Raw genomic sequence first — 20401 nt, forward strand, 5'->3', positions numbered from 1 at the left:
GCTTCTTTTCCGTGCTGACTTGGTGCTGACTTCTTCGGCCCGCCGTGCTCGCATGAGTGGTACGTTATGTGGTACCAGTCATGGAGGGAGTTCAGTCGATGTCGATCACTGCCAGCGAGGCGCGCAAGGCTCTCTTCCCGTTGATCAAGAAGGTCAATGACGATCACGAGGCCATTGAGATCGTCTCCAAGCATGGAAATGCCGTACTCGTCTCGGCCGAGGACTATGCCGCTCTGCGTGAAGGCTCCTACCTGCTGCGCTCGCCGGTGAACGCCCGCCGCTTGCTCAAGGCGTACGAGAACGCCCTTGGCGGCACAGGGCTTTCCGAGCGGGAGCTCATCGACCCTGACGCAGCGGATGGCGAGAAGGGTGCCGCGTGAGGCTCGTCTTCGAGGAGGCCGGCTGGGAGGACTACACCTCCTGGCTCAAGAGCGACCGCAAGATGCTCGCCCGGATCAACAAGCTCATCGAGGACGTCCTGCGCGACCCGTTCACCGGGATCGGCAAGCCCGAGCCGCTGAAGTACCACTTGCCCGGCGCCTGGTCGCGGCGGATCGATGACGAGCACCGCCTCGTCTACTTGGTGACGGACCGGGAAATCATCCTTCTGGCCGCCCGCTACCACTACTGATCACTGGCTGAGGGTTCGATTCACCGTGCTGATTCTGTGCTGACTTAGGTCGCCGGGATCGGCGTCTTCGCAGGTCACAGCCTTGTCGCGAGTATTCCGCTTCAACGTCTGACGTCGCACGGCAGAACAAGGGACCGGCCGATGGCCGGTCCCTTCGTCGTACCGGTCAGGGGCGTGCTCGGGGGGTGAGCCGGTCGAGGTCGATGTCGAGGGCGAAGGGGACGGGGCGGCGGAGGTCGCCCCGGAAGATGCCGGCCGGGGCGTAGCTGCGGGTGGGGGTGTCGAGTTCGTAGACGTGGGCGGCGGTGGTGCCGTCCTCGTCCTCGATCCGCCAGTAGTGGGGGATGCCCGCCTCGGCGTACTTGTGGAGCTTGACGGTGCGGTCGCGGTGGGCGGATTCGGGCGAGACGACCTCGGCGACGAGGAGGACGTCCTGGGGATCGTGCCAGGTCCGGTCCGGGTCGTAGGGGGCCGTGGTCACCAGGAGGTCGGGTTCGGGGCGGTTGCGCGAGTCCAGTCGGACGGTCATCTCGCGCTCGACTTCGACGCCCTCCGGAGCCTGGGCGGCGAGGGCGTTGGTGAGTGCGGTGACGACGCGGCTGTGCCACGCCCGCTGCGGCGACAGCATGAAGACGAGTGCTCCGTCGATCAGTTCGGTGTGTCGAGGCGCCTCGGGGAGACGGTCGAGATCCTCCGCGAACCAGCCCTCCGCGCGCGGCGGGCGCATCCAGTCGGGCAGTGAGGTCATGCTGCTCAGGGTAGTGGGTGGACGGTGTCTACGATCGGCTGGTAGACAGTGTCTATGGATGACGAGCGGACGTCCCTGCGTGAGCGCCTGGTGGATGCCGGGGTGGAGTTGGTGCTGGCGGAGGGGTCGGGGGCGGTGGGGTTGCGGGAGATCGCGCGGCGGGCGGGGGTGTCGCACGGGGCTCCGCGGCGGTACTTCGCGACGCACCGGGAGTTGTTGTCGGCGGTGGCGCGGCGGGGGTTCGAGGAGCTGGGGCGGCGGTTCGCGGGAGTGCGGGCGGAGGGGGCCAGGGGGCGGCTGGAGGGGGTGGCGCGGGAGTACCTGGCGTTCGCCGCCGAGCGGCGCGGGATGTACGAGCTGATGTTCCGTCACGACCTGCTGAGCAGCGACGGGCAGCAGGCGGACGGGCCGCGGCTGCGGGAGGCGACGGGGCCGCTGTTCGGGGGGATGGTCCGGCTGGTGGGGGAGTGCACCGGGGACGGGGAGCGGGCGCCGGTCGTGGCGGCGGCGCTGTGGGCGAACCTGCACGGGCTGGCGCAGTTGCAGGGGTGGGGGAGCGTCGAGCTGATGCTGGGGGAGGGGCGGGAGGACGCGCTGCTGGAGGCGGTCCTGACCGCGCACCTGGGCGAGCGGTGAGCCGGCTCGCGCTGCCGGTGAGCGCCGCCGCCGCGATGCTGGTGGCGCTGGACGGCACGGTGCTGCTGATCGCCCAGCCCGGCATGCGGCGCGAACTCGGGGCCGGCGCAGCCGCGTTGCAGTGGACCAGCACCGGCTACCTGGTCGCGGTCGCCGCCCTGCTGGTGGTGTCCGGCCGGCTCGGCGACCGGTACGGGCACCGCGGGACGCTGCTGGCGGGGGTGCTGGGGTTCGGCGCGGCCTCGGCCGGGATCGCGGTCGCCCCCACGGTCGGCTGGGTGATCGGACTGCGGGTCGCCCAGGGCGCGTTCGGCGCGCTGCTGCAACCGGGGACGCTCGCGCTGCTGCGGCTGTGCTGCCCGCCGGAGCGTCTCGGTCGGGCGATCGCGGTGCGGACCGGAGCGATCGCGGTCGCGGCCGGCGCGGGCCCGCTGCTCGGCGGCGTGCTGGTGGCGCAGTTCGGCTGGCGGGCGGTGTTCTGGATCAACGTGCCGGTCGCCGTCCTGATCGCCGCCATGACGCTCGCACTGCGGCCGCCCGAGGTCGAACGGGGCCGCCGGCGGCTCGACCTGGTGGGTGCGGCGCTGCTCGCCGCCGCGCTCGCCGTCCCGGTGCACGCGCTCGCGGAGGTCCCCGACCGGGGCTGGAGCGACACCGCGACCCTGGCCGAACTCGCCGCCGCCGCAGCCCTGTCGGCGGTGCTGGTCGGCCACGAGCGACGCACCCCCGAGCCGGTGGTGCCGCGTCCGGTGGCCAGGTCGCGTCCGGTGATCGGCTCGCTGGTGCTGCTCCTGACGTCCTCCGCCGGACTGTTCGGCACCCTGTTCAGCACCACCTTCCGCCTCCAGGACGCCCTGCGCCTCGGCCCGTTGGACACCGCGCTGCGGATGCTGCCGCTGACCGCGCTGATGGTGCTGGGCGCCCCGGCCGCCGCGCAGGCGCTGCGCCGGTACGGCCCCCGCACCACCGCGCTCGCCGGAACGCTCCTGCTGGTGACGGGAGTTGCCGCCCTGGCCGGTCCGGGCGCCGGCGGCGCGGCGCCGCTCGCGACGGCGGTGGCCGCCGCCCTGCTGGGCGCGGGGTTCGCGGCGGTGATGGTGACGGCCACCGGCAGCGTGGTCGGCGACGCCCCGCCGGGCTGCGCGGGCGCGGTCGGCGGCCTGAAGCAGACCGCGATGAACATCGGCCCCACCCTGGGCATCGCCGCCGCCGCCGGCGCCGGCCCGCACGGCGCCCTCCCGGTCCTGGCCGCACTCGCCGCCGCGGGCCTGCTCCCGGCCGCCACGCTGCCCGCCGCACGGCACGCTTCGCGCAAGACAGCCGTCGCCCCGGGCGGGTGACGCGCCGGGCCGGCGACGGGGGAGCAGTGGGGGCAGGACGCCGTCGCCCGCCCTGCTTCATCGCTCCCGCCGCGCCGAGGACCCGCCGCCCGGCCACCTGCCGTGTCGGGACGCCGCTGTCAGCAGCCCGTGGCACGCTGGCTCGGTGACGGAACAGCAGAAGACGGTGCATCAGCCCATCGGCGCGCTGAGTTCGACGGTGCTGGACTGCCCCGATCCGGAGCGGCTGGCGGCGTTCTACCAGCGGCTGACGGGCTGGGCGGTGACGTACCGCAGTGCGGCGTACGTGTTCATCGGGGACGGGCCGGTGCGGATCGGGTTCCAGCGGGTCGGCGGGTTCCGTCCGCCCGACTGGCCGGCGGACGGGGCGCGGGCGCATCTGGATTTCACGGTGCCTGCGTTGGGGCCCGCGGTGGCGGAACTGCTGGCGGCGGGCGCGACGAAGCCCGAGCAGCAGGCGGGTGGCGATCACTGGGTGACGCTGCTCGATCCGGACGGGCACCCGTTCTGTCTGGCGGTCCCCGAGTGACGGCGGCGGGTGCGGGCACGCTGGAGGCGGACGGCGAGCGCCTGGCGTGCACGGTGGTCGAGCCGGCGGGGCAGGCCCGTCCGGGTACGGCGTTGCTGATGCACGGCGCGGGCAGCAGCGGGAAGCATCGGTGTCTGCCGCTGGCACAGGAGTTGGCGGCGGCCGGCTGCCGTTCGGTGGTGTTCGACTTCGCGGGGCACGGTACGAGCACCGGCGAGCTCGGGCAGCTCTCGCTGGCCCGCCGCGCCCGTCAGGCCCGCGCCGTCCTGGAGCGGTACGCCCCGGGCGGGCCGCTGCTGCTGGTCGGGTTCTCGATGAGCGGCCAGACCGTCGCCGACCTGCTGGGCGAGCCGGACGTCGGCGGGCGGGTGCGGGCGGTGGCGCTCGGCGCGCCGGCCGCGTACGCCCGGGAGGTGCGGGAACTGCCGTTCGCGGAGCCGGAGTTCACCGCCGTCCTGCGAACTCCGGGCAGCTGGCGCAGCAGTACCGCGTTCGAGGCGTTGGCCGCGTTCGACGGCCGGGCGGTGCTGGTGCTGCCGGAGTCGGACGAGGTGATCCCGGCCGAGGTGACGGACGCGCTGGACGCGGCCCTGCGCACCCGGGCCGCGTACACCCGCCTCGTGCTGCCGGGCGCCGACCACCAGCTCGGCGGCTGGCTGAGCACCCACCCGGAGCACCGGGCCCTGGTGGCCGCCGCGCTCCTCGGAGCCGGCGGCTGAACGGGCCTGTCGGTCAGGGCAGTCGGACGGTCAGCCGACCGGTCGGATCGGCGGTGACGGTGACGCCGGTGAGGTCGTCGACGAAGAAGTCGGGGCGGTGGGCGGCGGCGCGCGGACCGATGCCGAGGACCGGCATGCCGGCGGCGCGGGCGGCGGAGATGCCGGCCTCGGAGTCCTCCAGGACCAGGCACTCGGCGGGGGCGACGCCGAGCTCGGCGGCGGCCTTCAGGAAGCCCTCGGGGTCGGGCTTGCTGGCGCCGACCTGCTCGGCGGTGATCATCAGCGGCGGCAGCGGGACGCCGGCGGCGGCCATCCGGACCCGGGCGAGGGCCTCGTCGGCCGAGGTGACCAGGGCGTGCGGCAGCCCGGCCAGCGACTCCACCAGCCGCCGGGCGCCGGGGACTTCGACCACGCCGTCGGTGTCGGCGGTCTCCTCGGCCAGCATCTGCCGGTTCTCGGCGAGGTTCTGCTCCATCGGGCGGTCGGGCAGCAGCAGCGCCATGGTCAGGTGGCCCTGCCGGCCGTGGACGGTCTTCATGGCCTCGTCGGCGTCGAGCCCGTTGCGTTCGGCCCAACGGCGCCAGCAGCGTTCGACCACGGCATCGGAGTTGACCAGGGTGCCGTCCATGTCGAGCAGGACGGCCCGGACCGGCGGGGTGGGGGCGGGCATCGGGGCTCCTCGGGGGCCTCGGGCGAGTGTTTGTTCCACAATCGTACAAAACCTGCGCCGGAGGCCGTCGAGCTCACCCCAGCAGGTGCGCGTTGACCGCCCGGGCCGCCGCGGCCAGCTCCGGCAGCTCCACCACCTCGACGCCCGCCGCGGTGAGCAGCGCGCTGCCCCGGCAGTCCTCGACGAACAGCGCGGGCTCCCGCCAGGCCACCACCACCCGCGGCACCCCGGCGGCGACGATCAGCTCGGCGCAGGGGTGCGGACGGGAGGCGCGCTGCCCGCAGGGCTCCAAGGTGCTGTAGACGGTGGCGGTGCGCAGCCGCGGATCGCCGGGCGCGAGCCGGCCGAGCGCGGCCTCCTCGGCGTGGTTCACCGCGTCGACCTCCCGGCTGAAGCCCTCGGCCAGCACCTCGCCGTCGGCGCCGACGATCACCGCGCCCACCGAGAACGCCGTCCGGGACGGCGGGCAGCGCCGGGACAGTTCGATCGCGCGACGCAGCCACTCCTGGTCGGTGGTCATCGGGGGCTCCTTCGGGGCGTACCGCAGCAGGACGACGCCCCCCACGGTACGGGCCCGGCGGAGCCCGGTTCAGACGGCGGTGCGCGGTGACAGCGGGAGCGGCAGCGAGGGCAGGCCGTCGATGCTGGCGGCGACGTGGTCCTTGCCCTCGCAGTAGGCGCTGAAGTTCTCCTCGCCCTTGCGGTCGAAGTACTGCCGGTGGATCTCCCGGTCCGAGCGGTAGTCCATGAACGGGACGGCGTACCCGCAGGAGTCGCTGACCCGCTCCGCCCGGACCAGGACGACCGCGCGCAGCCCGGCGCCGTCCGCGGACGGGTCGAAGCGGCCGAGCAGTTCGGCGAAGCGCGGGTCGTCGCGGAACACCGGCTCGCCCCGGCCGTGCACCCGCAGCACCGTCGGCGGGCCGTCGAAGGCGCACCACATCAGGGTGATCCGGCCGTTCTCCCGCAGGTGGGCGATGGTCTCGGCGTGCGAACCGCCGAAGTCCAGGTAGGCGACGGTGAGTTCGTCGAGGACGGCGAGGGTGCCGGAGCGGCCCTTGGGGGAGAGGTTGACGTGCCCGTCGCCCGACAGCGGGGCGGTGGCCACGAAGAACACGGGCTGCCTGTCGATGAACGCGCGCAGCCGGTCGTCGATGCGTTCGTAGGTCTTTCCCATGCCGCCGATTCTGCGCCCGGGCCGGCCCGGCGGGCGAGGGGGTTTCGCCGGCGTCCCACAGTATGAGACAGAATTGTCCGAGCAGTGGAACGGTTTTCTATGCTGGGCGGGTCGCTCCGAGGGAGAGGGGAACCACCGTGGCCGGTTACACCCATGGGCACCACGCCGCCGTCCTGCGCTCGCACCGCACCCGCACCGCCGCCAACTCCGCGGCCTACCTGCTGCCCGAACTGCGCCCCGGTCAGCGGCTGTTGGACGTCGGCTGCGGGCCCGGCACGATCACCGCCGACCTGGCCGACCGGCTCGGCCCGACCGGCCGGGTGATCGGCGTCGACCCGTCCGCCGAGGTGCTCGCCCAGGCCGCCGCGCTCGCCGCCGAACGCGGCCTGGAGCAGCGGCTGACCTTCGAGGCCGCCGACGTGTACCGACTCCCGTACGCCGACGCCTCGTTCGACGTGGTGCACGCCCACCAGGTGCTCCAGCACCTCGCCGACCCGGTCGCCGCGTTGCGCGAGATGCGCCGGGTCACCGCCCCCGGCGGGGTGATCGCGGTCCGCGACGCCGACTACGCCGCGATGGCCTGGTACCCCGAACTGCCGGAACTCGACGAGTGGTCGGCGCTCTACCGGGCGACCGCCCGGGTCTCCGGCGGCGAGCCCGACGCCGGCCGCCGCCTGCTCTCCTGGGCGCACGCCGCCGGCCTGGCCGACGCCCGGCCGTCCTCCAGCACCTGGACGTACGCCACCGAGGCCGAACGCGCCTGGTGGTCGGAGAGCTGGGCCGAGCGGACGGTGCACTCCAACACCGCCGCCACCGCCCTCGCCGAGGGCCTCGCCACCCCCGCCGACCTGGCCCGGATCGCCGCCGGCTGGCCCCGCTGGGCCGAGCATCCGGACGCCTGGTTCGCCGTCCTGCACGGTGAACTCCTGTTGAGCGTAAGCTAGTTGGCTCGCTGCGGTCCGACCCGTCGGCCACGGCAGGGTCCGGCCCGCCCCCCATCGGGCCGGACCGCTACCGTGTGGCGCCATGGAGGAACACCCGGACCGCACGCCCGCCGCCCACCGCGTGATGCGCCAGGACGACAACGGCAACCGCTTCCTGCTGGCCCGCGGCCTCACCCGCCCCGCCGCCGAGGCCCTGGCCGCCGAGTTCGAGGCCCGCGGCCACAAGCAGCTCTACTGGGTCGAACGCGAAGAGCCCGAGAAGCCTGCGCAGCCCGGGGAGCCCGGGGAGCCCGGGGCGGGCCGCGGGTAGTCGGTCCGGGCCCGGGCGCCCGCGGCCGCGTAGCGTGGCGGGAGCAGCGGGCCGGGACGGCCGTGCCGAGCGAGGAGGACATCCGTTGGCTCTGGAGATCGAGCGCAAGTTCCTGGTCCCGGACGGCGAAACCGTCCCCGACGGGCGGGAGTTCGACGTCCGACAGGGGTACCTGGTGACCGGCCCGGACGGGGCCGAGGCCCGGGTGCGGGACCAGGGCGGGGCGTGCTCACTGACCGTCAAGCGCGGCACCGGCCTGGTCCGCGGCGAGTGGGAGACCCCGCTCACCGCCGAGCAGTTCGAGGCGCTGTGGCCCGCCACCGAGCAGGCCCGGGTCGCCAAGACCCGCCGGGTGGTGGAGCTCGGCCGGTACGAGGCCGTGGTCGACACCTTCCACGGCCGGCTGGCCGGGCTGCGCACCGTCGAGGTCGAGTTCGCCGACGAGCGGGACGCCGCCGCGTTCACCCCGCCGCCCTGGTTCGGGCCCGAGGTCACCGACCGCCCCGACCTGAAGAACCAGCGCCTCGCCACCGCCGCCGGGCCGCCCCGCCCCTGACATAGGGTCGGGAGCCGACGAGCGGTACGAGCGGCAAGGGCGGCGGGGCGGCAATGGCAGAGCTGATCGACACGGTGGCGTGGGTCCTCCTGGAGGGCGGCCGGATCCTCTGCGCGCGCCCCCGCGGCAAGGACGTGTTCTACATCCCCGGCGGCAAGCGCGAGGGCGACGAGACCGACCTGCAGACGCTGACCCGCGAGGTCGCCGAGGAGCTCACCGTCGCCATCCGCCCCGACACCGTCGCCCACGTCGGCACCTACCACGCCGACGCCCACCCGTCCGGCCCCACCGTCCGGATGGCCTGCTACCGCGCCGACTACACGGGCGCCCTCGCCGCCAGCAGCGAGATCGAGGACGTGGAGTGGTTCGGCTACGCCGACCGCGACCGCGTCCCGCCGGTCGACCAGCTGCTCTTCGACGACCTGCACCGCGACGGCCACCTGCACTGACGCCGGAACGCCCCTGGAAATGCCCGTTCTGTACGCCAATCGGACAGACGACCCGTATGTCGGGATAGCTGGGCGTTTCCCGGGGTATGGCAGTGTCCGGCAGCATTCGTCACGATCAGTAGCCGGGTTCGGCGCGGCGTGGCGGCGGCCCGCGCCCCCGACGGCCCGCCGGCGGTGCGTTCCAGCGACGGCCGGAGGCCCCGTAGGTGGCGAAGCCGGGTGACGGCGGGGGAGAGCGCGAGGCGTCCGGCCTGCCTCCGCGCGGGCCGGGGCGGTCGAGCGGTTCCGCGCTGCCCATAGGCGCCGGCCGCTCCGGCAGCGCGGCCGCCCGCGCCCGCCTGCGCCGCCGCCCCGGCCACGAACCGCCGACGCCGCCCACCGCGGGGCCGTCCGCCGGGCCGGAGCCGCCCGCCCGGGGCGCCCCGGAGGCCCCGGGCAGCCGGAGCACCCGCGGCCGCCCCGCCCGGGCGTTCCCCGGCGGGCTCGGCCTGCACCCGGCCGCCCGCTCCGACACCGCGCCGACCGCCCTGCACCCCAGCCGCCGCACCGAGGGCGGCAGCCTGCTGGACGTGGTGCGGGTGGCGATCGTCATCCTGGACACCGCGGGCCGGGTGGTGCTGTGGAGCCCGACCGCCGAGGAGATGCTCGGCTGGCCCAGCGAGATGCTGGTCGGCCGGGCGCTGGAGGAGCTGCTGGCCGCCCCGGAGGACCAGCAGCGGGCCCGGGCCGCCCTGCAGGAGACGCTGCGCCGCGGCTCCTGGCACGGCTTCACCGGCATCAGCGACCGGTACGGCGTGCCGGTCGAGGTGGAGGTCCGGCTGTCGCTGCTGGTGGACGGCGACGGCGCCCCGTACGTGCAGGCCGCGCTCACCGAGGCCGCCGCGCTGCGCGCCGTCGAGCGCGACCTCGCGGTCCGCGACGCGCTGTTCGAGCAGTCCCCGCTGGGCATCGCGGTGCTGGACGCCGAACTGCGCTACACCGCCGTCAACCGCACGCTGGCCGAGATGAACGGCCTGCCCGCCGAGGCGCACATCGGCCGCACCACCGGCGAGACGCTGCCGGAGCGCTCCGCCGACGAGATCACCGCCCTGCAGCGCCAGGTGCTGGCCACCGGCGAACCCGTCATCGACGTCACGCTGGCCTCGCCGGGCGGCCGGGCCGGCTTCCGGTCGATCTCGTTCAGCCGGATGACCGACCGGGCCGGCCGGGTACTCGGCATCTCCGGCACCGCGATGGACGTCACCGAGCGCTACCGGGCGGTGGCCAAGGTGGAGGGCGCCCGGCGCCGGCTCTCGCTGCTCAACGAGTTCGGCTCCCGGGTCGGCGACCTGCTGGACGCCTCGATGATCGCCCAGGAGCTGGCCGGCGCGGTGGTCCCGCGGCTGGCCGACTACGCCGCGGCGATCCTGCTGCAGGCCGTCGCGCACGGTGACGACCTGCCCCGGCACGGCCACGACCGGCGCACCTCGCTGCTGCAGCTGGGCGTCGCCTCCGTGCAGGACGGCCCGACGGTGGAGACCATGCTCCGGCACGGCGCCCGGATCACCTTCGAGGACGAGTCGGCGTTCGGCCGGGTGCTGCGCAGCGGCGTCCCCGAACTGCTCACCGGCGCCGAGCTGGACGCGCTGTCCTTCCCCGGCGACCCCAAGGTCGAGGCCGCCCGCGACCTCGGCATCCACTCCCGGCTGGTGGTGCCGCTGCGGGCCCGCGGCATCGTGATCGGCCTGCTGGTGGTCAGCCGGGCCGGCTACCGGGAGGGCTTCGACCGCGACGACCTGGCCTTCACCGTCGAACTCGCCGACCGGGCCGGCAGCTCGCTGGACAACGCCCGCCTGTACGCCCGCGAGCGGACGGCCGCGCTCACCCTGCAACGCACCCTGCTGCCCCAGCAGGTGCCGCAGCCGGCCGGCGTCGAGGTGGCCTACCGGTACGTGCCGGGCTCCAGCGGCACTGAGGTCGGCGGCGACTGGTTCGACGTCATCCCGCTGCCCGGCGACCGCACCGCGCTGGTGGTCGGCGACGTGATGGGCCACGGCCTGCGGGCCGCCGCCACGATGGGCCGGCTGCGCACCGCGGTGCGGGTGCTGGCCGCCCTCGACCTGGCGCCCGAGGTGGTCCTGCGGCACGTCCACGAGCTGGCCGACGACCTCGCCCAGGGCCCCGACGAGGCCCTGCTCGCCACCTGCGTCTACGCGGTGTTCGACCCCGCGCGGCGCAGGCTGACCGTCACCAAGGCCGGCCACATCCCGCCGGTCCTGGTGGTGCCCGGCGCCGACGCCGAGCCGGCCCGCTCCGGCGGCCCGCTGCCCGGCGGCGCCGGCCAGGTGCTCGACCTGCCCTCCGGCGCGCCGCTCGGCGTCGGCGGAGTGCCGTTCGAGTCCATCGAGATGGAGATCCCGGACGGCAGCCTGCTCGCCCTGTGCACGGACGGGCTGGTGGAGTCCCGGGACAAGGATCTGGACGTGGGACTGGGGAGGTTGATCAGCGTGCTCGAACAGCCGTACGCCTCGATCCAGCAGGCGTGCGAGGCCGTCCTCGACACCATGGAGCAGGGCCGCGAGCCCGACGACGTGGCCCTGCTGCTGGCCCGGCTCGGCCGGGAACGGGAGGACGCCCCCACCGCCGGCTGGACGCTGCCCGCCGAGCCGACCGCGGTCTCCCGGGCCCGCCGGCTGGTCCGCCACACCCTCGCCGACTGGGGCGTCGAGTCCCTCACCGACACCGCGGAGCTGCTGGTCAGCGAACTGGTCACGAACGCCGTCCGGTACGCCAGCGCCCCGATCGGGGTCCGCCTGACGCTCGGCGACCTGCTGCTGGTGGAGATCTCCGACCCGCTGCCCGACCCGCCCAAGGAGCGGCACGCGAGCGCCGGCGACGAGGGCGGGCGCGGTCTCGAACTGGTCCGCCGGCTCGCCCTGCGGTGGGGAACCAGGGCCGAGGGGCTGGGCAAGGTCGTCTGGTTCGAGCTGGCAGACTCGGACGTTCAACCACCCGAGTCGATGTTGTGACGTTGAAGGGCGTGTGCGCCCACGCCCGAATGATGAATACTCGGACATCGAAATACTCGGTCGTCTCGACACCGGATGGGCGCGCGGGTTGGAGGGGTCGGTCCGTTGAACAGCTTCCCGGCACGGAACACGACGCACGGCAGCAGCGGCCGAGCCGCGCTGCCGGAGCAGCCGGGTGCCCCGACGGTGCATGCCACCCTCCCGGACGGCTGGGAACAGGGCTCCTCGGGCACCATCTACGACTACATCCGGGTCGCCACCTTTGCGATCGGCCCCGACGGCCGGATCGCGCAGTGGAGCGACCGGGCCGCCAAGTTCTTCGGCGTGCCCGCCGCGGACGCGGTCGGCGCGGACCCGATCACCGCGTTCGTCCCGCGCGAACTGTGGCAGCGCGGCCGGGCCCGGCTGGAGCGCATCCTGTCCGGCGAGGAGTGGGTCGGCACCGCCCCCTACCGGGACCAGTCCGGCGCCGAGAGCCTCGCCGAGGTCTACGCGATGCCCGACAGCGCCGACGGCTCGGCCACCTGCCTGGCCGTCGACCTCGGCCGGCTGCGCGCCATCGAGACCGACCTGGCCGCGTCCGAGGCCGTCATCCGGCAGACCCCCACCGGGTTCTTCCTGTTCGACACCGACCTGAAGCTGCAGCGCGTCAACGGCGCCTTCGCGGCCGGCCTCGGCCGCAGCCCCGGCGCCCTGCAGGGCCTCGCCCCCGGCGACGTGTTCCGGCCCTCCGACGCCGACCGGCTGCTGCTCGCCCTGCGCAAGGTCCTCACCGGCCAGGAGCCGGTCCTCGACCTGCGGATGTCCGCCCCCGGCCGCCCCGGCCGCCCGGCCGGCCGCGACGACGAGCGCACCTGGGCGGTCTCGCTGTACCGCCTCACCGCCGCCGGCGGCCGCCCGATCGGCGTCGCCGGGCAGGTCCAGGACGTCACCAGCCGGAGCATCGCCGAACGCGAGGCCGCCGGAGTGCGCCGCAGCCTCGCCCTGCTCAACGAGGCCTCCACCCACATCGGCTCCACCCTCGACCTGGAGACCACCGCCAAGGAACTGCTCGACGTGATCGTCCCGCAGTTCTGCGACGTCGCCACCGTCGACCTGTACACCGCGCTGCTCACCGGCGACTCCTCGCTCACCGCCAACCCGGAGAACGGCGAACTGCGCCGGGTCGCGGTCTCCAGCGTGGTCGGCAACGCCCCGTCGGTGCTCGGCGCCGAGCGCGGCGGCGTCCGGGTCGCCGAGGCCGGCGGCACGCTCTGCTACCCGCCGCGCTCCCCGCACGCCCGCGCGCTGCGCACCGGCCGCAGCGTCGTCCCGCAGCCCGGGCCCGACCCGCTGCTGCGCTCCACCCTGGTGGTGCCGCTGGTCGCCCGCGACCAGGTGCTCGGCCTGGTGCAGCTGTCCCGGGCGATCGGCAGCGAGCCGTTCGACGCCCGCGAGGTGGCGATCGCCGAGGAACTGGTCGCCCGCGCCGCGGTCTGCGTCGACAACGCCCGCCTGTACCGCCGCGAGCACGAGCGCGCGCTGATCCTGCAGCGCAGCCTGCTGCCCCCGGGCAACCCGGCCGCCTCCGGCCTGGAGATCGCCCGCCGCTACCTGCCCAGCAACAACAACACCGAGGTCGGCGGCGACTGGTTCGACGTCATCCCGCTGCCCGGCAGCCGCACCGCCCTGGTGATCGGCGACGTGATGGGCCGCGGCCTGCGCGCCGCCGTCGCGATGGGCCAGCTGCGCACCGCCGTGCGAACCCTCGCGATGCTCGACCTGGACCCGGAGGAAGTGCTCTCCGCCCTCGACGAGATCGCCCGCGGCCTCGGCAACGACGACGCCGAACCGGACCGCGCCGGCGCCGAGGTCTACCTCGCCACCTGCGTGTACGCCGTCTACGACGCCGTCAAGCAGCGCTGCACCTTCGCCAACGCCGGCCACCTCCCGCCGGTGCTGCTCGTCCCCGGCCAGCGCGCCCGGATGCTCGACGTGCCGCCCGGCCTGCCGCTCGGCGTCGGCGGCGAGCCGTTCGAGGAGGTCACCGTCGACCTGCCCGAGGGCGCCGTCCTCGGCCTGTACACCGACGGCCTGGTGGAGTCCCGCAAGCACCAGCTGGACGAGGGCCTGAACGCCTTCCGCACCGCCCTCACCAACGGCTCCGACCGCCTGGAGGAGCTCTGCGACCAGGTGCTGGAGGAGCTCAACCCGCACCACGGCGAGGACGACATCGCCCTGCTGATGGCCAAGGTCCACGCGCTGCCCACGGGCTCCGTCGGCGACTGGCGGCTGCCGCCCGAGCCGACCTCGGTCGCCCGGGCCCGCGAGGCCGCCTGCGGCTGGCTGCTGGAGCGCGGCCTGGACGAACTCGTCGACACCTCCGAGCTGCTGGTCAGTGAACTGGTGACGAACGCCCTGCGGCACGGCCGCGGCGAGATCCGGCTGCGACTGCTGCGCGACCGGACCATGGTCTGCGAGGTCTGGGACGACGCCTACGCCCAACCGCGCCAGCGCCGCGCCCAGGAGACCGACGAGGGCGGCCGCGGCCTGCAGCTCGTCTCCCTGCTGGCCGAACGCTGGGGCAGCCGCCGCACCCCCAAGGGCAAGATCGTCTGGTTCGAGCTGGCGCTCTAGCCCCCGCCGTCCGTTCGTACCGGAAGCGGGTGCCGGGCCGTTGTGATCCAAACCTCCTCCGGCTGCCCGTTTCTGCTCCATTGCGGGCTTCCCCGTACGATGGGGAGAAGCCGAGGCATGTGCCGTGCCCGGTGGGTGGACCGGTGAATGCTGACGCGGGCCGGGCACCGTGACCCACGATTCCGGGAGAATCAGCGCCGCATGCCCACGCGCAACGACATCCGCAACGTCGCCATCGTCGCCCACGTCGACCACGGCAAGACCACTCTGGTCGACGCCATGCTCAAGCAGGCCGGTGCTTTCGCGGCCCACCAGCAGCTCGACGACCGCATGATGGACTCGAACGACCTGGAGCGTGAGAAGGGCATCACCATTCTCGCGAAGAACACGGCGGTCAAGTACCACCCCAAGGACGGCGGCGCGCCGATCACCATCAACATCATCGACACCCCGGGCCACGCCGACTTCGGTGGCGAGGTCGAGCGCGGTCTGTCGATGGTGGACGCGGTCGTCCTGCTGGTCGACGCCTCCGAGGGCCCGCTGCCGCAGACCCGCTTCGTGCTCCGCAAGGCGCTCTCCGCGCGCCTGCCCGTCATCCTGTGCATCAACAAGACCGACCGTCCGGACGCCCGGATCGACGAGGTCATCAACGAGACCTACGACCTGTTCCTGGACCTGGACGCGGACGAGGACCAGATCGAGTTCCCGATCGTCTACGCCTGCGCCCGGGACGGCGTCGCTTCGCTGACCAAGCCGGAGAACGGCACCGTGCCGGCCGACTCCGAGAACCTGGAGCCGTTCTTCTCCACCATCCTGGAGCACGTGCCGGCCCCGACCTACGACGAGGACGCCCCGCTGCAGGCGCACGTCACCAACCTGGACGCCGACAACTTCCTCGGCCGCATCGCGCTGCTCCGCGTCGAGCAGGGCGAGCTGCGCAAGGGCCAGACGGTGGCCTGGATCAGGCGCGACGGCTCGATCCAGAACGTCCGGATCTCCGAGCTGCTGATGACCGAGGCGCTCACCCGCAAGCCCGCCGAGGTGGCCGGCCCCGGTGACATCTGCGCCGTCGCCGGCATCGGCGACATCATGATCGGCGAGACCCTCGCCGACACCGAGAACCCGATCGCGCTGCCGCTGATCACCGTCGACGAGCCGGCGATCTCGATGACCATCGGCACCAACACCTCGCCGCTGGTCGGCAAGGGCGGCTCCGGCAAGGGCGCGGACGCCAAGTCCGCGGGCAAGGTCGACCGCAAGGTGACGGCCCGTCAGGTCAAGGACCGCCTGGACCGCGAGCTGATCGGCAACGTCTCGCTGCGCGTGCTGGAGACCGAGCGTCCCGACGCCTGGGAGGTGCAGGGCCGCGGTGAGCTGGCGCTGGCCATCCTGATCGAGACCATGCGCCGGGAAGGCTTCGAGCTGACCGTCGGCAAGCCGCAGGTCGTCACCCGCGAGGTCAACGGCAAGACCCACGAGCCGGTCGAGCGCCTCACGGTGGACGTCCCCGAGGAGCACATGGGCGCCGTCACCCAGCTGATGGGCATCCGCAAGGGCCGGATGGACAACATGTCCAACCACGGTTCGGGCTGGGTCCGGATGGAGTTCGTGGTGCCGTCCCGCGGCCTGATCGGATTCCGGACGGAGTTCCTCACCAACACCCGCGGCACCGGCATCGCGCACTCGATCCACGAGGGCTACGAGCCGTGGTTCGGCAACCTGACGACCCGTAACAACGGTTCGCTGGTCGCCGACCGCTCCGGCGTGGTCACCGCGTTCGCGATGACCAACCTGCAGGAGCGCGGCGTGCTGTTCACCGACCCCGGCACCGAGGTGTACGAGGGCATGATCGTCGGCGAGAACTCGCGCTCCGACGACATGGACGTGAACATCACCAAGGAGAAGAAGCTCACCAACATGCGTTCCTCGAACGCTGACGTGGCCGAGTCGATCGTCCCGCCGCGCAAGCTCTCGCTGGAGCAGTCGCTGGAGTTCTGCCGCGAGGACGAGTGCATCGAGGTGACCCCGGAGACCGTGCGCATCCGCAAGGTCGTCCTGGACGCCAAGGAGCGCGGCCGCACCGCGTCGCGCGCCAAGAAGAGCTGACGCCCGCCCGTTTTCGGCCGACCGGCCGGTGCCCCTCGGGGTGCCGGCCGGTCGGCTTTTTGGTGACGCTCCGTCACAAGCGGCCGAGGGCGGGCTGTTCGTTAATCGGACGTCACCGATCGTCATCCGTGACAACTGTCCGTTTCGCCCCTGTCTGGCTATGTCTGTAATGTCCGATTTTTGAGATCATGCGCCGTTCATGTGACCAAATTGAAATCCGTATTGGTCAATTCCGTATCCAAGAGTGACCGATAGTGGGTGCAGTCGAGCTCGGGTCGAGGCTTCTGCGCAGGGGTGCGCGCCAGGCCGCGAGCGATCTGCAACACGATTTCAGGAGGCACACCCATGCGCGGTGCCAGCCAGGCCAAGTGGGTTGTCGCAGCCGTCGCGGTCGCCCTCGCCGCTACCGCTTGCGGCAGCAGCTCGTCGGACGGCGCTTCCAGCGGACCGGCCAACGCCCAGGGCACGTTCAGCTACCAGAGCTCCGAGCCGCAGAACCCGCTCCAGCCCGCCAACGCCATGGAGGTCGGCGGCGGTCGTGTCATCAAGAACCTGTTCAAGGGTCTGGTGGACTACGACCCCAGCAACGGCAAGCTGCGCAACCAGGTCGCCGACAAGATCGAGACCACCGACGCGCAGAACTACACCGTCACCCTGAAGTCCGGCTGGACCTTCCACGACGGCACCCCGGTGACCGCGCAGTCCTTCGTGGACGCCTGGAACTGGTCCGCCAACACCAAGAACAACCAGATCAACTCCGACTGGTTCTCCGACATCCAGGGCTACGACGCGGTCCACCCGGACAAGGGCGACCCGACCGCCGAGACCATGTCCGGCCTGAAGGTCGTCGACGACACCCACTTCACCATCGCGCTGACCGGCCCGGTGTCGTACTTCGAGTACAAGCTCGGCTACACCGCTTTCTCGCCGCTGCCGAAGGTCTTCTACACCGACCCGGCGAAGTACGGCCAGTCGCCGATCGGCAACGGCCCCTACAAGTTCGTCTCGTGGGAGCACAACAAGGCGATCACCCTCGCCGCCTACGACAAGTACGAGGGCGCCGACAAGCCGAAGAACGGCGGCATCGTCTTCAAGAACTACGCGCAGCCCGAGGCCGCCTACAAGGACCTGGTCTCCGACAACCTGGACGTGCTGGACCAGGTCGACCCGAGCGACCTCGCCTCCTACAAGAACGACCTGGGCGACCGCGCCGTCGACCAGCCCCAGGGCGCGATCCAGAACATCTCGTTCTCGCTCTACCAGGACTCCTGGAAGGGCCAGGACAAGGCCAAGGTCCGCCAGGGCCTGTCGATGGCGATCGACCGCGACACCATCACCAAGACGGTGCTCAACGGTTCCCGCCAGCCCGCCAACACCTGGGTCGCCCCGGGCGCCATGGGCTACAAGGACAACACCTGCGGCGAGGCCTGCACCTACAACCCGGCGAAGGCCAAGCAGCTGGTCACCGAGGGCGGCGGCGTCCCCGGCAACAAGATCACCGTCCTGTACAACGCGGACGGCGGCCACAAGGAGTGGGTGGACGCGGTCTGCAACTCCATCCGTCAGGCCACCGGCGTGGAGTGCGTCGGCGACCCGAAGCCGGACTTCAAGTCGGCCCGCGACCTGGTCAAGAACAAGAAGGTCGACGGCCTGATGCGGACCGGCTGGGTGCAGGACTACCCGCTGAACGCCAACTTCCTGCGCGACGTGTACGGCACCGGTGCCGCGGCCAACGACGCCGGCTACTCCAGCCCGGAGTTCGACAAGCTGGCGGCCGAGGCGGACAAGGCCACCACGGTGGAGAAGACCGCCGAGCTGTACCAGCAGGCCGAGGCGGAGCTGGCCAAGGACATGCCGTCCATCCCGCTCTGGTACTACAAGACCACCGCCGGTTACTCGAAGAACGTGCAGAACGTGAAGTACGACTCGTTCGGCGACCCGGTCTTCACCCAGGTCGAGGTCAAGCAGAAGTAACCGAGCCGGCACCGCACGGCTCGAACCGACACGGCCGGTGCCCGTACCCCGCCCCACCGGGCGGACCGGCACCGGCCGTTGTCACGCCAAGAACTCTGATCGGGACGACGGCCCGTCAGAGCAGCAAATTGGAGGCACGATGGGGCGCTTTGTCGCGAGGCGACTGCTCCAGATGATCCCGGTGTTCCTGGGCACGGTCACGATCATTTTCTTCATGACCCGCATGCTGCCCGGTGACCCGGCGGCGGCAATGTGGGGAGACAAGGCCGCCGACCCCGCGCAGCTGGCCGCGTTCAAGCACCGGATGGGACTCGACGTCTCGATCGGGCAGCAGTACCTCAACTACATGGGCGACCTGTTCAGGGGAAACTTCGGTGAGACCCTGGCCGGCCGCAAGGTCATCGACGTCATCGGCGAGGCCCTGCCGGTCACCGTTCGACTGGCGCTGCTGGCCTTCGTCTTCGAGCTGGTGGTCGGCGTCGGCATCGGCCTGCTGGCCGGCCTGCGCCGCGGCAAGGCGTTCGACAAGGTCACCCTGGTGCTGACCCTGCTGCTGATCTCGATCCCGGTCCCGGTGCTCGGCTTCATCTTCCAGAACGTCTTCGCGATCCAGCTCAAGTGGATCACCCCGACCGTTCAGGACTCGATGAACCTCGGCCAGCTGATGCTGCCCGCCATCGTGCTCGGCTCGCTGTCCCTCGCGTACGTCGCCCGACTGACCCGCACCTCCATCGCGGAGAACGTCAAGTCGGACTACATGCGCACCGCGATCGCCAAGGGCCTGCCCCGGCGCAAGGTCATCGGCACCCACCTGCTGCGCAACTCGATGATCCCGGTGGTGACCTTCCTGGGCACCGACCTCGGCGCCCTGATGGGCGGCGCGATCGTCACTGAGGGCATCTTCAACGTCAAGGGCGTCGGCAACGCGCTGTACCACGCCATCAACCTCAACGAGGGCGCGACCGTCTCCGGTTTCGTCGTCGTGCTGGTGCTGGTGTACCTGGCCGCCAGCCTGATCGTCGACCTGCTCTACGCGGTCCTGGACCCGAGGATCCGGTATGCCTGACCTGATCGAGAAGACCGCCCCGGCGACGGGCTCCACCGAGCCCAAGCCGGAGAAGCCCCGCAGCCTCGGCTCGGACGCCTGGCACGACCTGCGCAAGCGGCCGATCTTCATCATCTCGGCGGCGCTGATCGTGCTGCTGATCGCCTTCGCGATCGCCCCCAGCCTGTTCACCTCGGTGGACCCGCGGGCCGGCGACCTGCGCCTGCACTACCTGAGCAAGCCGAACTACCTGCACTTCTTCCAGGCCGACTGGTTCGGCTACGACGGGCAGGGCCGGTCCATCTACGCCCGGATGATCTACGGCGCCCGCGCCTCCGTGGTGGTCGGCATCTGCGTCACCGCAGGCGTCACCGTCCTCGGCGGTCTGGCCGGCATGATCGCCGGCTACTACGGCGGCTGGGTCGACGCGGTGATCTCCCGGGTCACCGACATGTTCTTCGGCATCCCGCTGCTGCTCGGCGCGCTGGTCGTGCTGAACGCCTTCACCACCCGCACCGTCTGGTCGGTGGTCTTCGCCCTGGTCGCCCTCGGCTGGACCCAGATGACCCGCGTGATGCGCGGCTCGGTGATCACCGTCAAGCAGGCCGACTACGTGACGGCGGCCAAGGCGCTCGGCGCCGGCACCACCCGGATCATGTTCAAGCACATCCTGCCGAACGCGATCGCCCCGGTGATCGTGGTCGCCACCATCGCGCTCGGCGGTTACATCGCCACCGAGGCCACGCTGAGCTTCCTCGGCATCGGCCTGCAGGACCCGACCATCTCCTGGGGCATCGACATCAACTCGGCCCAGAAGGTCCTCCGTACCGCGCCGTTCGCGCTGTTCTTCCCCGCCGGCATGCTCAGCGTCACCGTGCTGGCGTTCATCATGCTCGGCGATGCGGTGCGCGACGCCCTCGACCCGAAGCTGCGCTGAGAGAGG

The 20401-nt window shown here is 72.4% G+C and carries 20 protein-coding genes; 16 read left to right on the forward strand and 4 right to left on the reverse strand.

Annotated features, from left to right (window positions below; all coding sequences use genetic code 11):
* The first annotated feature begins 98 nt into the window (after positions 1 to 98).
* Both CG736_RS27390 and CG736_RS27395 read left to right on the forward strand, forming a co-directional pair.
* On the forward strand, positions 99 to 380 hold the full coding sequence (locus CG736_RS27390; RefSeq protein WP_100588909.1) for a type II toxin-antitoxin system Phd/YefM family antitoxin: 282 nt from the start codon (positions 99 to 101) through the stop codon (positions 378 to 380).
* Positions 377 to 631: a Txe/YoeB family addiction module toxin gene (locus CG736_RS27395; protein WP_100588840.1), complete on the forward strand. Its 255-nt coding sequence runs from the start codon at positions 377 to 379 to the stop codon at positions 629 to 631. Before CG736_RS27390 ends, CG736_RS27395 begins: the two co-directional genes overlap by 4 nt.
* Positions 632 to 797: 166 nt before the next feature.
* On the opposite strand, the gene CG736_RS27400 is transcribed toward CG736_RS27395, so the two are convergent.
* The gene (locus CG736_RS27400) at positions 798 to 1379 is read right to left on the reverse strand and encodes a Uma2 family endonuclease (protein ID WP_100588841.1); all 582 of its coding nucleotides are present in this window, start codon (positions 1377 to 1379) and stop codon (positions 798 to 800) included.
* A 54-nt stretch (positions 1380 to 1433) separates the two neighbouring features.
* Between CG736_RS27400 and CG736_RS27405 the strand changes: the two genes are divergently transcribed.
* From CG736_RS27405 to CG736_RS27420, 4 genes are all read left to right on the forward strand, one after another.
* The gene (locus CG736_RS27405; protein WP_100588842.1) at positions 1434 to 2015 is read left to right on the forward strand and encodes a TetR/AcrR family transcriptional regulator; all 582 of its coding nucleotides are present in this window, start codon (positions 1434 to 1436) and stop codon (positions 2013 to 2015) included.
* Positions 2012 to 3355 (forward strand): MFS transporter, encoded by a 1344-nt coding sequence (locus CG736_RS27410; protein ID WP_369880567.1) that lies wholly within the window; start codon positions 2012 to 2014, stop codon positions 3353 to 3355. The genes CG736_RS27405 and CG736_RS27410 overlap by 4 nt, the downstream gene beginning before the upstream one ends.
* 145 nt (positions 3356 to 3500) lie before the next feature.
* A complete protein-coding gene (locus CG736_RS27415; protein ID WP_232734209.1) occupies positions 3501 to 3884 on the forward strand; it encodes a VOC family protein in 384 nt (127 codons plus the stop codon).
* Entirely contained in the window at positions 3881 to 4603 is a 723-nt protein-coding gene (locus tag CG736_RS27420) for an alpha/beta hydrolase (protein ID WP_100588843.1), read from the forward strand. Before CG736_RS27415 ends, CG736_RS27420 begins: the two co-directional genes overlap by 4 nt.
* Before the next feature lie 13 nt (positions 4604 to 4616).
* On the opposite strand, the gene CG736_RS27425 is transcribed toward CG736_RS27420, so the two are convergent.
* The 3 genes from CG736_RS27425 to CG736_RS27435 all read right to left on the reverse strand — a co-directional run bounded on the left by CG736_RS27425 (position 4617) and on the right by CG736_RS27435 (position 6450).
* Positions 4617 to 5273, reverse strand: a complete 657-nt coding sequence (locus CG736_RS27425) for an HAD-IA family hydrolase (RefSeq protein ID WP_100588844.1) — start codon at positions 5271 to 5273, stop codon at positions 4617 to 4619.
* Between the two features lie 73 nt (positions 5274 to 5346).
* Entirely contained in the window at positions 5347 to 5793 is a 447-nt protein-coding gene (locus CG736_RS27430; RefSeq protein ID WP_100588845.1) for a deaminase, read from the reverse strand.
* Between the two features lie 69 nt (positions 5794 to 5862).
* Complete coding sequence (locus CG736_RS27435; protein ID WP_100588846.1) at positions 5863 to 6450, reverse strand: pyridoxamine 5'-phosphate oxidase family protein; 588 nt, start codon at positions 6448 to 6450, stop codon at positions 5863 to 5865.
* Between the two features lie 137 nt (positions 6451 to 6587).
* On the opposite strand from CG736_RS27435, the gene CG736_RS27440 reads away from it, so the two are divergent.
* The 10 genes from CG736_RS27440 (at position 6588) to CG736_RS27485 (ending at position 20395) form a co-directional block, all read left to right on the forward strand.
* The gene (locus tag CG736_RS27440) at positions 6588 to 7394 is read left to right on the forward strand and encodes a methyltransferase domain-containing protein (protein ID WP_232734210.1); all 807 of its coding nucleotides are present in this window, start codon (positions 6588 to 6590) and stop codon (positions 7392 to 7394) included.
* An 82-nt stretch (positions 7395 to 7476) separates the two neighbouring features.
* Positions 7477 to 7704, forward strand: coding sequence for a hypothetical protein (locus CG736_RS27445; protein WP_100588848.1), 228 nt, complete (start codon positions 7477 to 7479; stop codon positions 7702 to 7704).
* A gap of 85 nt (positions 7705 to 7789) precedes the next feature.
* Positions 7790 to 8260, forward strand: a complete 471-nt coding sequence (locus CG736_RS27450; RefSeq protein WP_232734211.1) for a CYTH domain-containing protein — start codon at positions 7790 to 7792, stop codon at positions 8258 to 8260.
* 53 nt (positions 8261 to 8313) lie between these two features.
* The gene (locus CG736_RS27455; protein WP_043915880.1) at positions 8314 to 8709 is read left to right on the forward strand and encodes an NUDIX domain-containing protein; all 396 of its coding nucleotides are present in this window, start codon (positions 8314 to 8316) and stop codon (positions 8707 to 8709) included.
* Positions 8710 to 8915: 206 nt separating this feature from the next.
* Positions 8916 to 11717 (forward strand): SpoIIE family protein phosphatase, encoded by a 2802-nt coding sequence (locus tag CG736_RS27460; RefSeq protein WP_100588850.1) that lies wholly within the window; start codon positions 8916 to 8918, stop codon positions 11715 to 11717.
* Positions 11718 to 11792: 75 nt separating this feature from the next.
* Positions 11793 to 14333, forward strand: a complete 2541-nt coding sequence (locus CG736_RS27465) for a SpoIIE family protein phosphatase (RefSeq protein WP_369880572.1) — start codon at positions 11793 to 11795, stop codon at positions 14331 to 14333.
* Positions 14334 to 14534: 201 nt separating this feature from the next.
* A complete protein-coding gene (gene typA, locus CG736_RS27470; protein WP_100588851.1) occupies positions 14535 to 16439 on the forward strand; it encodes a translational GTPase TypA in 1905 nt (634 codons plus the stop codon).
* A 345-nt stretch (positions 16440 to 16784) separates the two neighbouring features.
* On the forward strand, positions 16785 to 18413 hold the full coding sequence (locus CG736_RS27475; RefSeq protein WP_100588852.1) for an ABC transporter substrate-binding protein: 1629 nt from the start codon (positions 16785 to 16787) through the stop codon (positions 18411 to 18413).
* A gap of 139 nt (positions 18414 to 18552) precedes the next feature.
* Entirely contained in the window at positions 18553 to 19479 is a 927-nt protein-coding gene (locus CG736_RS27480) for an ABC transporter permease (protein WP_100588853.1), read from the forward strand.
* Positions 19472 to 20395, forward strand: coding sequence for an ABC transporter permease (locus CG736_RS27485; protein WP_100588854.1), 924 nt, complete (start codon positions 19472 to 19474; stop codon positions 20393 to 20395). Before CG736_RS27480 ends, CG736_RS27485 begins: the two co-directional genes overlap by 8 nt.
* The last annotated feature ends 6 nt before the right edge of the window (positions 20396 to 20401 follow it).

It is taken from the genome of Kitasatospora sp. CB02891 (assembly GCF_002803145.1).
GTDB lineage: Bacteria > Actinomycetota > Actinomycetes > Streptomycetales > Streptomycetaceae > Kitasatospora > Kitasatospora griseola.

Excerpts from the sequence above, each read along its gene's own strand:
- CG736_RS27475 (WP_100588852.1), top strand. The coding sequence starts at position 16,785 with ATGCGCGGTGCCAGCCAGGCCAAGTGGGTTGTCGCAGCCGTCGCGGTC.
- CG736_RS27485 (WP_100588854.1), top strand. The coding sequence starts at position 19,472 with ATGCCTGACCTGATCGAGAAGACCGCCCCGGCGACGGGCTCCACCGAG.
- CG736_RS27390 (WP_100588909.1), top strand. The coding sequence starts at position 99 with ATGTCGATCACTGCCAGCGAGGCGCGCAAGGCTCTCTTCCCGTTGATC.
- CG736_RS27480 (WP_100588853.1), top strand. The coding sequence starts at position 18,553 with ATGGGGCGCTTTGTCGCGAGGCGACTGCTCCAGATGATCCCGGTGTTC.
- CG736_RS27435 (WP_100588846.1), bottom strand. The coding sequence starts at position 6,450 with ATGGGAAAGACCTACGAACGCATCGACGACCGGCTGCGCGCGTTCATC.
- CG736_RS27430 (WP_100588845.1), bottom strand. The coding sequence starts at position 5,793 with ATGACCACCGACCAGGAGTGGCTGCGTCGCGCGATCGAACTGTCCCGG.
- CG736_RS27405 (WP_100588842.1), top strand. The coding sequence starts at position 1,434 with ATGGATGACGAGCGGACGTCCCTGCGTGAGCGCCTGGTGGATGCCGGG.
- CG736_RS27445 (WP_100588848.1), top strand. The coding sequence starts at position 7,477 with ATGGAGGAACACCCGGACCGCACGCCCGCCGCCCACCGCGTGATGCGC.
- CG736_RS27400 (WP_100588841.1), bottom strand. The coding sequence starts at position 1,379 with ATGACCTCACTGCCCGACTGGATGCGCCCGCCGCGCGCGGAGGGCTGG.
- CG736_RS27425 (WP_100588844.1), bottom strand. The coding sequence starts at position 5,273 with ATGCCCGCCCCCACCCCGCCGGTCCGGGCCGTCCTGCTCGACATGGAC.
- typA (WP_100588851.1), top strand. The coding sequence starts at position 14,535 with ATGCCCACGCGCAACGACATCCGCAACGTCGCCATCGTCGCCCACGTC.
- CG736_RS27455 (WP_043915880.1), top strand. The coding sequence starts at position 8,314 with ATGGCAGAGCTGATCGACACGGTGGCGTGGGTCCTCCTGGAGGGCGGC.
- CG736_RS27465 (WP_369880572.1), top strand. The coding sequence starts at position 11,793 with ATGGGCGCGCGGGTTGGAGGGGTCGGTCCGTTGAACAGCTTCCCGGCA.